This is a genomic window from Pseudomonas putida (genome assembly GCF_028682635.1).
Classification (GTDB): domain Bacteria; phylum Pseudomonadota; class Gammaproteobacteria; order Pseudomonadales; family Pseudomonadaceae; genus Aquipseudomonas; species Aquipseudomonas putida_AE.
This window is the reverse complement of record NZ_JANHLK010000026.1, coordinates 1-15,040: the sequence shown is the minus strand read 5'-3', so window position 1 is coordinate 15,040 and position 15,040 is coordinate 1. Positions and strand designations below refer to the sequence as shown.

Sequence of the window (15,040 nt, the reverse complement as noted above, 5' to 3'; positions counted from 1 at the left end):
TTGACGGAACCTCGTTGCACCATAGCGCAGGCCACCCCGCTTTTGTAGGAGCTGCCGAAGGCTGCGATCTTTTGATTTTGATCTTTCAAGATCAAGGTCAAAAGATCGCAGCCTGCGGCAGCTCCTACAGGGGATTGGTGTTGGTTAGTGCTTTCTGCGTACCAGCTTCATCACCACTACAAAAAACACTGGTACAAACACCACGGCCAGGGTCGCGGTGATCATCCCGCCAATCACCCCGGTGCCGATGGCTTGCTGGCTCGCCGAGCTGGCGCCGGTGGCGATCGCCAAGGGCACTACGCCGAGGATGAACGCCAGCGAGGTCATGACAATCGGCCGCAGGCGCAGGCGTGCGGCCTGCAATGTGGCGTCGATCAGGTCGTGGCCTTCGTCGTACAGGCTCTTGGCGAATTCGATGATCAGGATCGCGTTCTTTGCCGACAGGCCGATGATGGTTATCAGCCCGACCTTGAAGAACACGTCGTTGGGCATGCCGCGCAGCGTTACCGCCAGTACCGCACCGAGCACGCCCAATGGCACCACCAGCAACACCGAGGTCGGAATCGACCAGCTCTCGTACAACGCCGCCAGGCACAGGAACACGATCAACAGCGACAAGCCCAACAGGATCGGCGCCTGGCTGCCGGACAAGCGTTCCTGCAACGACAGCCCGGTCCACTCCTGGCCCAACCCGGCCGGACCCTGCGCCACCAGCCGTTCGATCTCGGCCATGGCTTCGCCGGTGCTGTGGCCGGGCGTCGGTTCGCCGGAAATGCTCACCGCCGGATAGCCGTTGTAGCGGGTCAACTGCGCCGGCCCCTGGGTCCATCTGGCCTGGACGAAGGCCGACAAGGGCACCATTTTTCCGTCGCTGTTGCGCACATGAATCTTCAGCAGATCGGCCACCTGACTGCGTTGATCACCCTCGGCCTGCACGACAACACGCTGCATCCGCCCCTGGTTGGGGAAGTCGTTGATGTAGCTCGAGCCGACGGCGGTGGACAACACGCTGCCGATGTCGGCAAAGGAGACCCCCAAGGCGTTTGCCTGCTTGCGGTCGACGATCAGCTCGACCTGCGGCGCTTCGGCCAGGGCGCTTTCACGCACATTCATCAGGATCGGGCTTTTCTCGGCGGCGGCGAGTAATTCAGTGCGCGCCTGCATTAACGTGGCATGGCCGAGGCCGCCTCGATCCTGCAAACGGAACTCGAAACCGCTGGAGGTACCGAGACCGTCCACGGGTGGCGGCAGTACCGCGAAGGCCACGGCATCCCTGATCTGGCTGACGGCGATGTTGGCGCGATCGGCAATGGAGCTGGCCGAGTCGTCGCTGCCGCGCTCCGACCAGTCCTTGAGCGTGGTAAAGGCCAGCGCCGCATTCTGGCCGCTGCCGGAGAAACTGAAACCGAGGATCACCGTGCTGTCGCCCACGCCGGGTTCCGTGGCGTTATGCGCCTCGATCTGCTCGACTACCTGCACCGTGCGGTTCTTGCTCGCGCCGGGCGGCAACTGGATGTCGGTGATGGTGTAGCCCTGGTCTTCCACCGGCAGGAACGAGGAGGGCAGGCGGCTGAAGCAAATACCCAGCCCCACCAGCAGCACACCGTAGATCAGCAGGTAACGACCGGTGCGTTTCAACGCATAGGCGACCCAACCCTGATAACGCTCGGTGAGCTGCTCGAAACGGCGGTTGAACCAGCCGAAGAACCCGCTCTTTTCGTGGTGCTCGCCCTTGGCAATCGGCTTGAGCAAGGTTGCGCACAGCGCCGGGGTCAAGGTCAGGGCCAGGAATGCCGAGAACAGGATCGAGGTGGCCATCGACAGCGAAAACTGCTGGTAGATCACCCCGACCGAACCCTGCATGAACGCCATGGGAATGAACACCGCCACCAGCACCAGGGTGATACCGACGATGGCGCCGGTGATCTGCTGCATCGCCTTGCGTGTCGCTTCCTTGGGCGACAAACCCTCGGTGGCCATGATCCGCTCGACGTTTTCCACCACCACGATCGCGTCATCCACCAGGATGCCGATGGCCAGCACCATGCCGAACATGGTCAGCACGTTGATCGAGAAACCCAGCGCCAGCATGGTCGCAAACGTCCCCATCAGCGCCACCGGCACCACCAGGGTCGGGATCAGCGTGTAGCGCACGTTTTGCAGGAACAGGAACATCACCGCGAACACCAGTAACATCGCCTCGCCAAGGGTGTAGACCACCTTGGTGATCGAGACCTTGACGAACGGTGAGGTGTCGTACGGGATCTTGTATTCCACGCCAGCGGGGAAGTAACGCGCCAGTTCATCCATCTTCGCCCGCACCAGCGTCGCGGTGTTCAGGGCGTTGGCCCCCGGCGACAGTTGCACGCCGACGGCAGTCGAGGGCTTACCGTTGAGGCGTGTGGAAAACTGATACTCCTGGCTGCCGATCTCGACCCTCGCGACATCGCCCACGCGCACCGTGGAGCCGTCGGGGTTGGCCTTGAGCACGATGTCGGCGAATTCTTCAGGGGTCGACAGTTGGCCCTTGACCAGGATGGTCGCGGTGATTTCCTGGGTGGTGCGGCTCGGCAAGTCGCCGATGCTGCCGGCCGAGATCTGGGCGTTCTGCGCGACGATGGCGGCGTTGACATCGGCAGGCGTGAGGTTGAAGCCGATCAGTTTCTGCGGGTCGATCCAGATCCGCATCGCCCGTTCGGCGCCGTACAGTTGCGCCTTGCCGACGCCGTCCAGGCGCTTGATCTCGTTCATCACGTTGCGCGCCAGGTAATCGCTGAGCGCCACGGCGTCGAGCTTACCGTCGCTGGAGGTGAGGGTGATCAGCAGAAGGAAACCGGCGGAGACTTTCTCCACCTGCAAGCCCTGCTGGTTCACTGCTTGCGGCAGGCGCGATTCGACCACCTTGAGGCGGTTCTGCACGTCGACCTGGGCCATTTCCGGGTCGGTGCCCGGCTGGAAAGTCGCCTTGATGGTGGCGCTGCCGAGGCTGCTTTGCGACTCGAAATACAGCAGGTGATCCGCGCCATTGAGTTCTTCCTCGATCAGGCTGACCACGCTTTCGTCCACGGTCTGCGCCGACGCGCCCGGGTACACGGCATAGATTTCGATCTGTGGCGGCGCCACATCGGGGTACTGCGCCACCGGCAACTGCGGGATGGCCAGGGCACCGGCCAGCAGGATGAACAGGGCCACCACCCAAGCGAACACCGGGCGGTCGATAAAGAACTGCGGCATAAACAAGCGTCCTGCTTACTGGCCAGAAACCTGGGCAAGTGGAAGAGGGGTGTCATCGATCTGCACGGTCTCGCCGGGGCGGGCGTGCTGCAGGCCTTCGATGACGATGCGATCGCCGGGCTTGAGGCCGCCGGTGACGATCCAGCGGTCGTCCTGCACGCCACCCAGTTCCACCGGTTGCAGGCCCACGCGCTGTTCGGCGTCAAGCAACAACACTTGGGCGATGCCGGCGCTGTCACGCTGGATGGCCCGTTGCGGCACGCTGATGCCTTGCTGGTTGACCCCTTGCTCCAGGCGTACGCGCACGAAGCTGCCGGGCAGCAGGTCGAGATCGGGATTGGGGAATTCGCTGCGCAGGATGACCTGGCCGGTACCCGGATCCACCGTGATGTCGGTGAACAGCAGCTTACCGGGCAGCGGGTAAAGGCTGCCGTCGTCCTGGATCAGCGTGGCCTTGACCTGATCCTGGCCGACCTGCTGCAACTGGCCGGAACGGAAGGCGCGGCGCAGGTCGTTGAGTTCACGGGTCGACTGGCTGAGGTCGGCGTGGATCGGGTTCAACTGCTGGATCAGCGCCAGTGGCGTGGTTTCGTTCTGCCCCACCAGCGCGCCTTCAGTGACCAACGCGCGGCCGATGCGCCCGGAAATCGGCGCCGTCACCGTGGCATAACCCAGGTTCAGTTTCGCTCGCTCCACGGCGGCTTTGCTGGCGGCGACGTCGGCAGCGGTTTGCCGCGTGGCGGCCCGGGCGTTGTCGTAGTCCTGGCCGCTGATGGCGTTGCCTTCGATCAACTGGGCGTAGCGCTGTTCCTGCAGCCTGGCCTGGAACGCATTGGCCTCGGCCTTGCGCAGCGCGGCGTCGGCGCTGTCCAGGTCGGCCTTGAACGGCGCCGGGTCGATGCGAAACAGTACATCGCCCTTTTTCACGTCGCTGCCTTCGCGAAAGGCCCGCTGCAACACCACGCCGGCCACGCGGGCACGGACTTCGGCAATGCGCGGCGCGGCAATCCGCCCGCTCAATTCGCTGCTGATCGACAGCGGGCGGGCTTCGATGGTTTCGATGCGCACGGTGGCCGGCGGCGCCGTTTCTTCGGCGTCCGAGGCGCTGTCGCACGCGCTCAGCGTCAACGCCAGTGCGATCAGGCTGAGCCCGGCAAGCAGATTCTTAGACATGAATGACCCCAATAATGACCCCCAGCATCCTACTGGGCGACGGCGAGGGTAGCGGTGAAGCTTTGTTGGTGCTGTGTGAAATTGTGTAAGGGTTTTACTCGGGTGTGCGTGAGGGCGTATATCCTGAACAACTTGAATTTTATTGCGACTGTCCCGGCCTCTTCGCGGGCAAGCCCGCTCCTACAGTTGTCCGCGAAATCTTCGTGGGAGCGGGCTTGCCCGCGAAGAGGCCGGAACAGTCACCCTCGCATTTTGCTGGAAAACACCCCATGCCCAACATCCTCCTGGTCGAAGACGACACCGCACTCGCCGAGCTGATTGCCAGCTACCTGGAACGCAACGGCTACTGCGTCAGCGTGATAGGCCGCGGCGACCAGGTGCGCGAGCGTGCGCGGCTCGATCCGCCGGACCTGGTGATTCTCGACCTGATGCTGCCCGGTCTCGATGGCCTGCAGGTCTGCCGCTTGCTGCGTGCCGATTCGGCGACCTTGCCGATCCTGATGCTCACCGCCCGCGACGACAGCCACGACCAGGTGCTGGGCCTGGAAATGGGCGCCGACGACTACGTCACCAAACCCTGCGAGCCCCGGGTGCTGCTGGCCCGGGTGCGCACCTTGCTGCGGCGCAGCAGCCTCAGCGATCCACCGGCGGCCAACGACCGCATCCTCATGGGCAACCTGTGCATCGACCTGTCCGAACGCACGGTGACCTGGCGCGCACAACCGGTGGAGTTGTCCAGCGGCGAATACAACCTGCTGGTGGTGCTGGCCCGACACGCCGGCGAAGTGCTCAGTCGCGACCAGATCCTGCAACGTCTGCGCGGCATCGAATTCAACGGCACCGACCGCTCGGTGGACGTGGCGATCTCCAAGCTGCGGCGCAAGTTCGACGACAACGCCGGCGAAGCGCGCAAGATCAAGACCGTGTGGGGCAAGGGTTATCTGTTCAGCCGTTCCGAGTGGGAATGCTAAAGACGATGTTCAGAATCCTCTTTCGCCTGTACCTGGTGACCATCGTTTCGTTCAGCGCCGCGATCTACCTGGTACCGGACCTCGTGATCAAGGTCTTCCACGAGCGCTTCCTCACCTACAATCTCGACTATTCCCGTGGCCTGCAAACCCTCATGGTCAAGCAGTTCAAGGCCGTCCCGTCCGAGCAATGGCCGGCCCTGGCGGCGCAAATGGACAAGGAGTTCCAGCCGCTGCACATCGTGCTCAGCGGCAACGACGATGCCGGGTTTACCCTCGAGGAACAGCAGCGTTTGCAGCGCGGCGAAAACGTCGTGCGCATTGGCGACTGGGGCTGGCGCACCCTGGCGGTGACCCCGCTGGACGAGCACACCGTGGTGCAGATGGTCGTGCCGCCGGACCCGATGGACGTCAGCCTGTTGTACTGGAGCATCAACGTGCTGATCGGCGCGACCATGCTCGCCTGCCTGCTGTTGTGGCTGCGTCCGCACTGGCGCGACCTGGAGCGCCTGAAAAGCGCGGCGGAACGCTTCGGCAAGGGCCATTTGAGCGAGCGCACACAGATCGCCCCCAGCTCCAACATCGGCGGCCTGGCCAATGTCTTCGACACCATGGCGGGCGACATCGAGAATCTGCTGAACCAGCAACGGGACTTGCTCAATGCGGTGTCCCACGAACTGCGCACCCCCCTGACGCGCCTGGATTTCGGCCTGGCCCTGGCGCTGTCCGACGACTTGCCGGCGACCAGCCGCGAGCGCCTGCAAGGGCTGGTCGATTACATTCGTGAACTCGATGAGCTGGTGCTGGAACTGCTGTCCTACAGCCGCCTGCAAAACCCGGCACGGGTGCCGGAACAGGTCGAGGTGTCGCTGGATGAATTCATCGACAGCATCCTGGGCAGCGTCGATGACGAACAAGCCCCGGACATCGTCATCGACGTGCTGCTCCACGGCCAGCTCGAACGCTTCAGCCTCGACCCACGCCTGACCGCCCGCGCCCTGCAGAACCTGCTGCGCAACGCCATGCGCTACTGCGAAAAGCGCATTCAGATTGGCGTTCAAGTTTGCCCCAGGGGCTGCGAAATCTGGGTGGACGACGACGGCATCGGCATTCCGGATGACGAGCGTGAGCGGATTTTCGAGCCGTTTTATCGACTCGATCGCAGCCGGGACCGGTCCACTGGTGGGTTTGGCCTGGGGCTGGCGATCAGCCGCCGGGCGCTGGAGGCGCAAGGCGGCACGTTGACGGTGGAGTCGTCGCCGTTGGGCGGGGCGCGGTTTCGGTTGTGGTTGCCGACGCCCGTCTAATTGGCGGCTAGGGACGGCTGCGAATATCTGAAACCACTTCAGGGGTTGATCGCAGCGGCGATGTACTTACGTTAACTCGTGGGATTCGCCTTGGCTGACCAATGCCAAACGTTGAATGGATATAAGCTAAGCTTGCTCCGTCATCCGGTAAACTAGTAAGGGCGAAAGCATCACGGGCAAGACTCCTCTGTCGATCAGGAAATGAATCTACGAGTACATGAAATCGATCAGTTCTACTCCGGGCTATTTGCGAATTACCGCGTTGAATAGCGGAAGCTGGACTGTTGAAACCGTCCATGCCCAGAGGATCGACAGCTTGCGGATACCGAGTGGCTCTCGGACCGTTCCTCCTGTCCAAAAAAGCCGAACCGCCGAACACTCCCGCAGTGAAAAGCGTAACCGCAGAAAGAGTCAGCATAGCTACTCTCAAGTCACCTTCAGTAAATCCAGCAGCAATCCCGGATGCAGTACTTACACCCAACGAAATTAAGGTCACAGTCAGCCTAAAAGGCACATGCCCAGTCGGATCACTGAAATTAACTGGATCCCCTGCGACGAACCCATACGCATTCAACCCACCTTCCCCAAACGGACTCAAACTGTCCGGGCTATCAAACCGCTTCAACCAGGTGTTATACCGCCGATAGCCATTACCTAAATCATAGTTTCCGGTCAGCGGGTCGAGCCGTTCGCCTTTGAATCCGAGCAGGCTGGGCAAGCCGTTCTTCGGGGAGCGCTCGCCATAAGGGGTGTAGGCGAAGGCTTGGGATTGCGTGGCGCTCTGCGTATTCAGCACCGATCGTTGCTGATCGGTTGCCAGCAAGGTGGTATCGACCTTGGCGTTCTGGCTCGACTGTTGCGCCAATAGCTGGTCGTCATGCTGGAAGATGCTGCGGTGCTGTGCACCTTGTATTTCGCTGGCCAAGCGACTTTTACAGTAAAAGTGCTGGAGGTCGGTCTGCTGGTGGAGAGTGGAGGCAACCCGACGGTCCAGAGGATCGTAGCGGTAGCGGCACAGTTCAGTTGATTGAGGGGAGGCAGGCATCTGTGGTACTCCATGTAAGGTTGAGTCCCCTAAGCATTGATCTTTTTACAGGAAATGCCCACTAGCAGAACTGCTAGTGTTTGAAAGCTACTAAAGACCCCCAGGTTACGCATAAACCATCGGTAGAAACTGTAAAACCTGACAGTAGCCACGCTGGCCGTTTGAGCATTTCAGTGCTCCTTGGCAGTCAGGGGTGCGCATTGGCGACTGGGGCTGGCGATCAGCCGCCGGGCGCTGGAGACGCAAGGCGGCACGTTGACGGTGGAGTCGTCGCCGTTGGGCGGGGCGCGGTTTCGGTTGTGGTTGCCGACGCCCGTCTGATTGGGGGCTAGACACTCGTGCGAATTCTAATACCCGATGCACTGGTCGATTGCACCTGCGAAATTCTTGCGTTATTTGATTGGTATTGCAGTTTCTGATAGGCGCGATCCTGTAAATAACGTGGAACAAAATCTGGGTGGTCAAACGGAACTGTGCCTTGTTCATATTGAACACGGAGTAGCGGGCGTTTAGATGGAGGAAAATCTTTCAGGAACTGCTCAAACTGAGGGTCATCATAAGAATATGGGGCCGTCCTCCGGGGTGTTTGCAAAGTATTGAGTTCCATCGCCCCATTGGGAGCGTTTGATGATTGCTGGGACACAGCACTCCTAGCTGTGTTATTCCGATTAAGCCCGAGTTGCTTGGGACGAGCCCTCAAGATCAGCGGTAAAGCTACCGTTGCAGCAGTTAAACCAATGGTAATACCCAACAAAACCGGTTTCAAATCTTTATCATCAATTAATAAAGTCGCAATCCCGGCTGAAACAGCACCTACAGGAAAGGCGCCGATAAGCAGCTTGCTAACAGGAAAATGCCCAGTCGGATCACTGAGGTTAACTGGATCCCCTGCGACGAACCCATACGCATTCAACCCACCTTCCCCAAACGGACTCAAACTGTCCGGGCTATCAAACCGCTTCAACCAGGTGTTATACCGCCGATAGCCATTACCTAAATCATAGTTTCCGGTCAGCGGGTCAGGCCGTTCGCCTTTGAATCCGAGCAGGCTGGGCAAGCCGTTTTTCGGGGAGCGCTCGCCATGAGGGGTGTAGGCGAAGGCTTGGGATTGCGTGGCGCTCTGCGTATTCAGCACCGAACGTTGCTGATCGGTTGCCAGCAAGGTGGTATCGACCTTGGCGTTCTGGCTCGACTGTTGCGCCAATAGCTGGTCGTCATGCTGGAAGATGCTGCGGTGGCGTGCACCTTGTATTTCGCTGGCCAAGCGACTTTTACAGTAAAAGTGCTGGAGGTCGGTCTGCTGGTGGAGCGTGGAGGCAACCCGACGGTCCAGAGGATCGTAGCGGTAGCGGCACAGTTCAGTTGATTGAGGGGAGGCAGGCATCTGTTGGACTCCATGTAAGGTCGAGTCCCCTTAGCATTGATCTTTTTACAGGAAATGCCCACTAGCAGAACTGCTAGTGTTTGAAAGCAACTAAACACCCCTTTACGCATAGAAAATCGGTAGAACTGTAAAACCTGACAGTAGCCACACTGGCCGTTTGAGCGTTTCATTGCTCCTTGGCAGTCAGAATTTGACGGCAGGGCAGGAGGGTAGCAATGGCCGAGCCAATCATAAGAACAATGGGGCAGGGCACCATCAACGCGATCAGGGATGTCAGGGTTGATACGATATCGGCCACTTTTGCCCTGGTCCTTCCCGATGACGGGTTCGGTTCCAGGTTGGCGATCCGTATTGGGCCCAATATCACGGCAGATGGAGAGGAGTGTTTCCTGGTGGGCGACAAGGTGAAGTACACCTTGCTGAAGGGGCCGGGGGAAGCGTTTCCCAAGGCACAGGACCTGGTGAAACTGCGAACGCTGCCCCGCTCTGTGTAGGAGCTGCCGAAGGCTGCGATCTTTTGATCTTGATCTTCTAAAAAGCAAGATCAAAAGATCGCAGCCTGCGGCAGCTCCTACAGGTCAGGTGCTCAATCGGGTGCGCAATTGCTTGGCCATGGCCTCAAGGTCTGCCATCGAGTTACGCCCGATCAGCATCCAGGCATGTTGCATGTCCGCCCAATAGACAATGTTCATCCCGTGCCGGCGCTCCTGGGCGAAGTGCCGGCTGCCGCTGTTCGAATGGGTGACGCACAGCGCCATGGGGCCGTGTACCGGGTCGAGGTAGGTAATTTGGGCGATGACGACGCCGTCGTATTCCAGTACTTGCGCGCGCTTGAACTCGGCCCGGGGCAAGGCCAGTTTTGCCGGTACAAGGCTGAGGCCCAGGCGCGCATCGATCGTCTGCAGCTGCGCCCGTTGCGTCGCTTCGTCATTGGGCAGATGGTCGAGGGTTTCCGGCACGTATAGCACCATGTAATCCGCCACCAGCCCGCGCCAGCTATGGGTTTGCTGACTGCTCTGCCAGCCGAGGAACAAGCGATCGGCGACCACGCCGCCCGCCACCAGCCCGGCCGCCGCTGCCAGGAACCAGCGACGGCTGAGCGCTGGGCGGGCAGGCACGGGCAAGGTGTCGAGCATGGCCTGCAGGCGGTCCACCGGTGCCTGGCGAGCCACCTCGTCATAGGCGGCCTTGAAAGGCAGGCTGCTGCGGGCCAGCCATTGCAGGCGCAGGCCGAGCATCGGGTCCTGGGCAATGGCCGCGTCGATGTGGGCGCGCTGATCGGCGTCGAGCTGGTTGTCCAGGTAGGCCACCAATTGCTCATCCGAGGGTATCGCGTTCATCGACGTTCTCCGGTGGAAGGGTTGGGCACCGTGTGCAGTGGCGGATATTCGGCGAGTTTCGCCCGCGCGGTGGCCAGCCGGCTCATCACGGTGCCAATGGGTACTTGCAGGACTTCGGCAACTTCGCGGTAGGACAAGCCCTCGACGTATGTGAGAAATACCGTTTCGCGCTGGGCTTCGGGCAGCGCGTCGACGCGGCGGATGACCTGCGCCGCCAGTACGTGGGTCTGCGCCGCGTATTCACCGTCAAACGACAAGGCGCTATCGGGCTCGACCTGCCCCTGTCCCTGATGCACGCGACGGGTGCGGATTTCGTTCAGCCAGATCGAATGCAGAATGCTCATCAGCCAGCGGTCCATTCGGGTGCCCGGGGTAAATTGCGCCGCGCGTTCGAGCGCGCGCACGCAAGTTGCCTGCACCAGGTCTTCGGCGACGTGCCGTTGTCGCGACAACAGCAGGCCATAGCGCCATAAACGCGCCAGATGCTGGCCCAGTTCTGCCCTTATTTCCTGAATGCTGGCGATAGTGACCTCCGTGCGCCCGGTTGTCAGGTTTTCGATGAGTCGTTGATGGCTTCGGCCAGGTCCTGGTATTCCTCGCAGGTCGTGTTGCCGCAGATCGACCGGATCTGTTGCAGCTGTTCATGGGCGAGGTCCAGCCGGCCTTTTACCACATAGGCTTCGCCCAGGTATTCACGGACTTTGGCGTACTGCGGGTCGAGCTTGACCGACTGCAGGTAATAACCGATGCCTTCGTCGGTGCGCCCCAGTTTACGCGTGGCGTAGCCGCGATAGTTCAGGGCCTTGGCGGTGTTGGGTTCCTTGAGCGTATCGAGCAGCGCCAGGGCTTCTTCGTAGCGCCCATGCTTGGCCAGTTGATAGGCGTAATCGGTACGGTCGGCGTCCGGCACGAGCATGCTGGTTTGCTTGACGCACTTTTGCGCCTTGCTGTCGAACACCTGCCCTCGAGGGCACTGCGGTTTGGCGGGGGTATCTTCCTCGCCGTTGGCCCACGCCAGGGAAGCGGACAGCGCGACGGCAAGCACCAGCGGGGCAGTAACGATCGAGAAGCGGCGATTCATGGGCAATGCTCCGGGGCGGGACATCGAATGGACCGAAAACGTTGCGAAGGGCGGATCCCCCTCAAGCGAAACATAAACACCGCAGCGTGGACATTTATTCATTTTTTTCCGGCGATTCTTGCAAGAAAAGTCCAAGTCGCCGGGCGCTATCAGCTCAGTAACCGAATCGGTTGTCCCGCCGACCAGGCTTGAATGTCTTCGATCATTTGCGCAAAGAATAGATGGTAGTTCTGCTGGCTGACGTACCCGACATGGGGCGTTGCCAGCACGTTGTCCAGGGTTCTGAACGGATGATATTCAGGCAAGGGCTCCTGCTCGAACACATCCAGAGCGGCGCCACCCAGGCGTTGTTTCTGCAGGGCCTTGATCAGTGCTGCCTCATCGACAATCGGCCCGCGGGCGGTATTGACCAGCAACGCGGTGGGCTTCATCCAGGCCAGCGCCTGGGCATCGACCAATCCCCGGCTGCGCTCACTGAGTACCAGGTGCACCGAGAGCACGTCGGCCTGTTCGAACAGGGCCTGTTTGCTGACGAGGGTCACACCGGCTTCGGCGGCGCGTTCGGCGGTCAGGTTTTCGCTCCAGGCGATCACCCGCATGCCGAATACCTGGCCAAACCGGGCAACCCGTTGGCCAATGCTGCCCAGCCCCAGTATCGCCAGGGTCTTGCCGTGCAGGTCGCCCCCCAGGCCTTGCTGCCATTTTCCGGCGCGTAAGGCGTTGGCTTCAAGCACCAGGTTGCGGGTGGCCGCCATGATCAGCGCCCAGGTCAGTTCCGGCGCGGCATGCTTGTAGCTGTCGGTGCCACAGACCTGGATGCCCAGCGCGGCGGCGGCCTTGAGGTCAAGGGCGGCGTTGCGCATGCCGCCGGTGACCAGCAATTTGAGGTTCGGCAGGCGGCGAAGCAGGTCTTCGTCGAACCGGGTGCGCTCGCGCATCACACAGATCACTTCAAACCCGCCCAGGCGCGCCGCCAGGCTGGCGTTGTCGGCAGGGTAGTCGTGGATGAACTCGACCTGGCCGATGGTCTCCAGTGGCGACCAGTCCACCACGCCGCGGGCCACATCCTGCCAATCGTCGATCACTGCAATCTGCACCGCCATCAGCCTTACCTCATCAAGGAACGGGATTGTGTTTGTCCAGCCAGCCCAGCAAGGCCTGGTGAAACTGCGCCGGTTCTTCCATCTGCGGCGCGTGGCCCATGCCGGGGAATTCAACCAGGGTCGATTGGGGGATGAGTTTCGCCACCTGTTTGCCAAGTACGTTGTAGTGGCCGATTTTCGCCTTGACCTCCGGCGACGCAATATCGCTGCCGATGGCGGTGGTGTCGGACGTGCCGATCAACAGCAGGGTTGGCATCTTCAGGTTGGGGAATTCGTAGTACACCGGCTGGGTGAAGATCATGTCGTAGATCAGCGCCGAGTTCCATGCCACCTGCGTATGTCCCGGGCCTTTGTTCAGCCCGGCGAGCATGTCCACCCAGCGATCGAACTCGGGTTTCCAGCGGCCACCGTAGTAGGTGGCACGCTCGTAGTTGCGGATACCTTCGGCGCTGAGTTTCAGTTCGCGCTCGTACCATTGGTCCACTGTCCGATAGGGGACCCCGAGGGCTTTCCAGTCTTCCAGGCCGATCGGGTTGACCAGCGCAAGCTGTTCGACCTGTTCGGGATACTGCAGCGCGTAGCGGGTGGCGAGCATGCCGCCGGTGGAGTGCCCCAGCAGGGTGGCTTTCTGGATGCCGAGGGCCTTGAGCAGTTGCTGGGTGTTACTCGCCAGTTGCTGAAAAGTGTATTGATAATGGTCCGGTTTGCTGGACGTACAGAAACCGATCTGGTCCGGGGCAATGACCCGGTAGCCGGCATCGCTCAGGGCCTTGATCGAGGTTTCCCAGGTGGCGCCGCAGAAATTCTTGCCGTGCATCAGCACCACGCTGCGGCCGTTGGCCTTGCCATGGGCGGCGACGTCCATGTAGCCCATTTGCAAAGATTTGCCCTGGGACTCGAAGGCAAAATGCTTGACCGTGTAGGGGTATTCGAAGCCTTGCAGTTCGGGGCCGTAGGCCGGCCCTTCGGCTGCGATGGTGGGCAGGGCGGCGGTCAGCAGCAGGGCGGACAGCCAGCTTGAGCGGGTTAGGGGCATGGATGAACTCCGTTGAAAATCCGCCGATGCTGGACCGGCACGATTAGGGCGACATTAAACAGGCAACCGTCGCGGCACTTGGTTCAACCCATCCACCCCAGGGTGGCCAACGCCAGTACGCCATACCGGGCGCCCTTGGCCAGGGTCACGATCAGCAGGAAGCGCCCCAGGGGTTCGCGCATGACGCCGGCCACCAGGGTCAGTGGGTCGCCGATCACCGGCAGCCAGCTGAGCAGCAGCGACCAGTGGCCGTAACGTTGATAGTGACGGCGGGCGTGTTCCAGGTGTTTGGCGCTGACCGGAAACCAGCGCCGATCCTGGAAGCGCTCGATGGCGCGCCCCAGCCACCAGTTCACCAGCGAACCGAGGACGTTGCCCAGGGTGGCGACCGCCAGCAGCGACCACAACCAGTACCGATCGCTGAGGATCAGCCCGACCAGCAGGGCTTCGGACTGCAGGGGCAGCAAGGTCGCGGCTCCAAACGCCGCCAGGAACAAGCCGAAGTAGACGCCGACAATCAATGGGCGGGGTAGTCCGCCACCACCACATCGGTACCGTCCTTTTTCAGGCCGATCACTTGATAGGCATCGCTCATGCCGTCCATTTCCATGCCCGGCGACCCCATTGGCATACCCGGGGCGGCAACGCCCAGCAGGTCATCGCGCTTGCTCAGGGCCAGCACCTGATCAGCCGGCACGTGGCCTTCGACGAATTTGCCGTTGATCAAGCCGGTATGGCAGGACGCCAGGCGCGGTGGCACACCGTGTTGTTGCTTGAACGCGCTCATGTTGCTTTCGACGCGGTCCTCGACCTTGAAACCATTGGCCTCAAGATGGCTGATCCATTTCTTGCAGCAACCGCAATTGGCATCCCGGTGGACCTCGATCGGGATCAGGTCGGCGGCCTGGGCCAGGGAGGAAATGAACAGGGCGCCCAAGGCAGCCAGACGGAAATGGGTTCGCATGACAGAAGGGTCTCGGATTGCGGGCAAAGGAATACATTCTGACGGGTTTTTGCCGGCGGATATTCAAGGTTTGTTTCGAAGTGCTACAGAGCTGTACGGCCTCATAAGCTGTACGCATTCCCTTGGAGCTGGCTTGCCAGCGAAGAGGCCCGATAGCGCGATGCAATATCCAAGGACGCCTTCGCCGGCAAGCCGGGCTCCTACAGGTCCGCGGCGACCAGCGCAAAACATTGTAGGAGCTGGCTTGCCAGCGAAGAGGCCCGATAGCGCGATGCAATATTCAAGGACGCCTTCGCCGGCAAGCCGGGCTCCTACAGGTCCGCGGTGCCCAGCGCAAATCATTGCAGGAGCTGGCTTGCCAGCGAAGAGGCCCGAAAGGTCGATGCAATATTCGAGGCCGCCTTC

At 61.1% G+C, this 15,040-nt stretch carries 14 protein-coding genes and 1 pseudogene; 4 read left to right on the top strand and 11 right to left on the bottom strand.

Features of this window, described 5'->3' with window-relative positions; translation table 11 throughout:
• Positions 1-144: 144 nt before the first annotated feature.
• Together NPS56_RS24935 and NPS56_RS24930 are read right to left on the bottom strand one after the other, a co-directional pair.
• Positions 145-3,234, bottom strand: coding sequence for an efflux RND transporter permease subunit (locus NPS56_RS24935; RefSeq protein ID WP_274077110.1), 3,090 nt, complete (start codon positions 3,232-3,234; stop codon positions 145-147).
• A gap of 15 nt (positions 3,235-3,249) precedes the next feature.
• Complete coding sequence (locus tag NPS56_RS24930; RefSeq protein ID WP_274077109.1) at positions 3,250-4,407, bottom strand: efflux RND transporter periplasmic adaptor subunit; 1,158 nt, start codon at positions 4,405-4,407, stop codon at positions 3,250-3,252.
• A 269-nt stretch (positions 4,408-4,676) separates the two neighbouring features.
• Between NPS56_RS24930 and NPS56_RS24925 the strand changes: the two genes are divergently transcribed.
• Together NPS56_RS24925 and NPS56_RS24920 are read left to right on the top strand one after the other, a co-directional pair.
• On the top strand, positions 4,677-5,378 hold the full coding sequence (locus tag NPS56_RS24925) for a response regulator transcription factor (RefSeq protein ID WP_274077108.1): 702 nt from the start codon (positions 4,677-4,679) through the stop codon (positions 5,376-5,378).
• Positions 5,379-5,383: 5 nt separating this feature from the next.
• Positions 5,384-6,682, top strand: a complete 1,299-nt coding sequence (locus NPS56_RS24920; RefSeq protein ID WP_274077107.1) for an ATP-binding protein — start codon at positions 5,384-5,386, stop codon at positions 6,680-6,682.
• Between the two features lie 7 nt (positions 6,683-6,689).
• Here NPS56_RS24920 and NPS56_RS24915 read toward each other — a convergent pair whose 3' ends face one another.
• Positions 6,690-7,727, bottom strand: a complete 1,038-nt coding sequence (locus NPS56_RS24915; protein WP_274077106.1) for an RHS repeat-associated core domain-containing protein — start codon at positions 7,725-7,727, stop codon at positions 6,690-6,692.
• Positions 7,728-7,934: 207 nt separating this feature from the next.
• On the opposite strand from NPS56_RS24915, the pseudogene NPS56_RS24910 reads away from it, so the two are divergent.
• Positions 7,935-8,048 (top strand): annotated as a pseudogene (locus tag NPS56_RS24910) (ATP-binding protein); the annotation flags it as partial.
• A 7-nt stretch (positions 8,049-8,055) separates the two neighbouring features.
• On the opposite strand, the gene NPS56_RS24905 reads toward NPS56_RS24910, so the two are convergent.
• Positions 8,056-9,111: an RHS repeat-associated core domain-containing protein gene (locus tag NPS56_RS24905; RefSeq protein ID WP_274077105.1), complete on the bottom strand. Its 1,056-nt coding sequence runs from the start codon at positions 9,109-9,111 to the stop codon at positions 8,056-8,058.
• A 215-nt stretch (positions 9,112-9,326) separates the two neighbouring features.
• On the opposite strand from NPS56_RS24905, the gene NPS56_RS24900 reads away from it, so the two are divergent.
• A complete protein-coding gene (locus NPS56_RS24900) occupies positions 9,327-9,605 on the top strand; it encodes a hypothetical protein (RefSeq protein WP_274077104.1) in 279 nt (92 codons plus the stop codon).
• Positions 9,606-9,689: 84 nt separating this feature from the next.
• Here NPS56_RS24900 and NPS56_RS24895 read toward each other — a convergent pair whose 3' ends face one another.
• The 7 genes from NPS56_RS24895 to NPS56_RS24865 form a co-directional block, all read right to left on the bottom strand.
• The gene (locus tag NPS56_RS24895) at positions 9,690-10,451 is read right to left on the bottom strand and encodes an anti-sigma factor family protein (RefSeq protein WP_274077103.1); all 762 of its coding nucleotides are present in this window, start codon (positions 10,449-10,451) and stop codon (positions 9,690-9,692) included.
• Positions 10,448-10,933, bottom strand: coding sequence for an RNA polymerase sigma factor (locus tag NPS56_RS24890; protein WP_408601126.1), 486 nt, complete (start codon positions 10,931-10,933; stop codon positions 10,448-10,450). Before NPS56_RS24890 ends, NPS56_RS24895 begins: the two co-directional genes overlap by 4 nt.
• A 65-nt stretch (positions 10,934-10,998) precedes the next feature.
• Entirely contained in the window at positions 10,999-11,532 is a 534-nt protein-coding gene (locus tag NPS56_RS24885; protein WP_274077102.1) for a tetratricopeptide repeat protein, read from the bottom strand.
• A 149-nt stretch (positions 11,533-11,681) separates the two neighbouring features.
• Positions 11,682-12,635, bottom strand: coding sequence for a D-2-hydroxyacid dehydrogenase family protein (locus NPS56_RS24880; protein WP_274077101.1), 954 nt, complete (start codon positions 12,633-12,635; stop codon positions 11,682-11,684).
• A gap of 13 nt (positions 12,636-12,648) precedes the next feature.
• Complete coding sequence (locus NPS56_RS24875) at positions 12,649-13,671, bottom strand: alpha/beta fold hydrolase (protein ID WP_274077100.1); 1,023 nt, start codon at positions 13,669-13,671, stop codon at positions 12,649-12,651.
• 83 nt (positions 13,672-13,754) lie between these two features.
• Positions 13,755-14,189 carry a YqaA family protein gene (locus tag NPS56_RS24870; RefSeq protein ID WP_274077156.1) on the bottom strand — a complete coding sequence of 145 codons (435 nt, stop codon included), beginning with the start codon at positions 14,187-14,189 and terminating at the stop codon, positions 13,755-13,757.
• Positions 14,189-14,635 carry a DUF411 domain-containing protein gene (locus NPS56_RS24865; protein WP_274077099.1) on the bottom strand — a complete coding sequence of 149 codons (447 nt, stop codon included), beginning with the start codon at positions 14,633-14,635 and terminating at the stop codon, positions 14,189-14,191. The genes NPS56_RS24870 and NPS56_RS24865 overlap by 1 nt, the downstream gene beginning before the upstream one ends.
• Positions 14,636-15,040 lie beyond the last annotated feature (405 nt).

Excerpts from the sequence above, each read along its gene's own strand:
- NPS56_RS24885 (WP_274077102.1), bottom strand. The coding sequence starts at position 11,532 with ATGAATCGCCGCTTCTCGATCGTTACTGCCCCGCTGGTGCTTGCCGTC.
- NPS56_RS24900 (WP_274077104.1), top strand. The coding sequence starts at position 9,327 with ATGGCCGAGCCAATCATAAGAACAATGGGGCAGGGCACCATCAACGCG.
- NPS56_RS24875 (WP_274077100.1), bottom strand. The coding sequence starts at position 13,671 with ATGCCCCTAACCCGCTCAAGCTGGCTGTCCGCCCTGCTGCTGACCGCC.
- NPS56_RS24935 (WP_274077110.1), bottom strand. The coding sequence starts at position 3,234 with ATGCCGCAGTTCTTTATCGACCGCCCGGTGTTCGCTTGGGTGGTGGCC.
- NPS56_RS24920 (WP_274077107.1), top strand. The coding sequence starts at position 5,384 with ATGTTCAGAATCCTCTTTCGCCTGTACCTGGTGACCATCGTTTCGTTC.
- NPS56_RS24895 (WP_274077103.1), bottom strand. The coding sequence starts at position 10,451 with ATGAACGCGATACCCTCGGATGAGCAATTGGTGGCCTACCTGGACAAC.
- NPS56_RS24865 (WP_274077099.1), bottom strand. The coding sequence starts at position 14,635 with ATGCGAACCCATTTCCGTCTGGCTGCCTTGGGCGCCCTGTTCATTTCC.
- NPS56_RS24930 (WP_274077109.1), bottom strand. The coding sequence starts at position 4,407 with ATGTCTAAGAATCTGCTTGCCGGGCTCAGCCTGATCGCACTGGCGTTG.
- NPS56_RS24925 (WP_274077108.1), top strand. The coding sequence starts at position 4,677 with ATGCCCAACATCCTCCTGGTCGAAGACGACACCGCACTCGCCGAGCTG.
- NPS56_RS24905 (WP_274077105.1), bottom strand. The coding sequence starts at position 9,111 with ATGCCTGCCTCCCCTCAATCAACTGAACTGTGCCGCTACCGCTACGAT.
- NPS56_RS24915 (WP_274077106.1), bottom strand. The coding sequence starts at position 7,727 with ATGCCTGCCTCCCCTCAATCAACTGAACTGTGCCGCTACCGCTACGAT.
- NPS56_RS24880 (WP_274077101.1), bottom strand. The coding sequence starts at position 12,635 with ATGGCGGTGCAGATTGCAGTGATCGACGATTGGCAGGATGTGGCCCGC.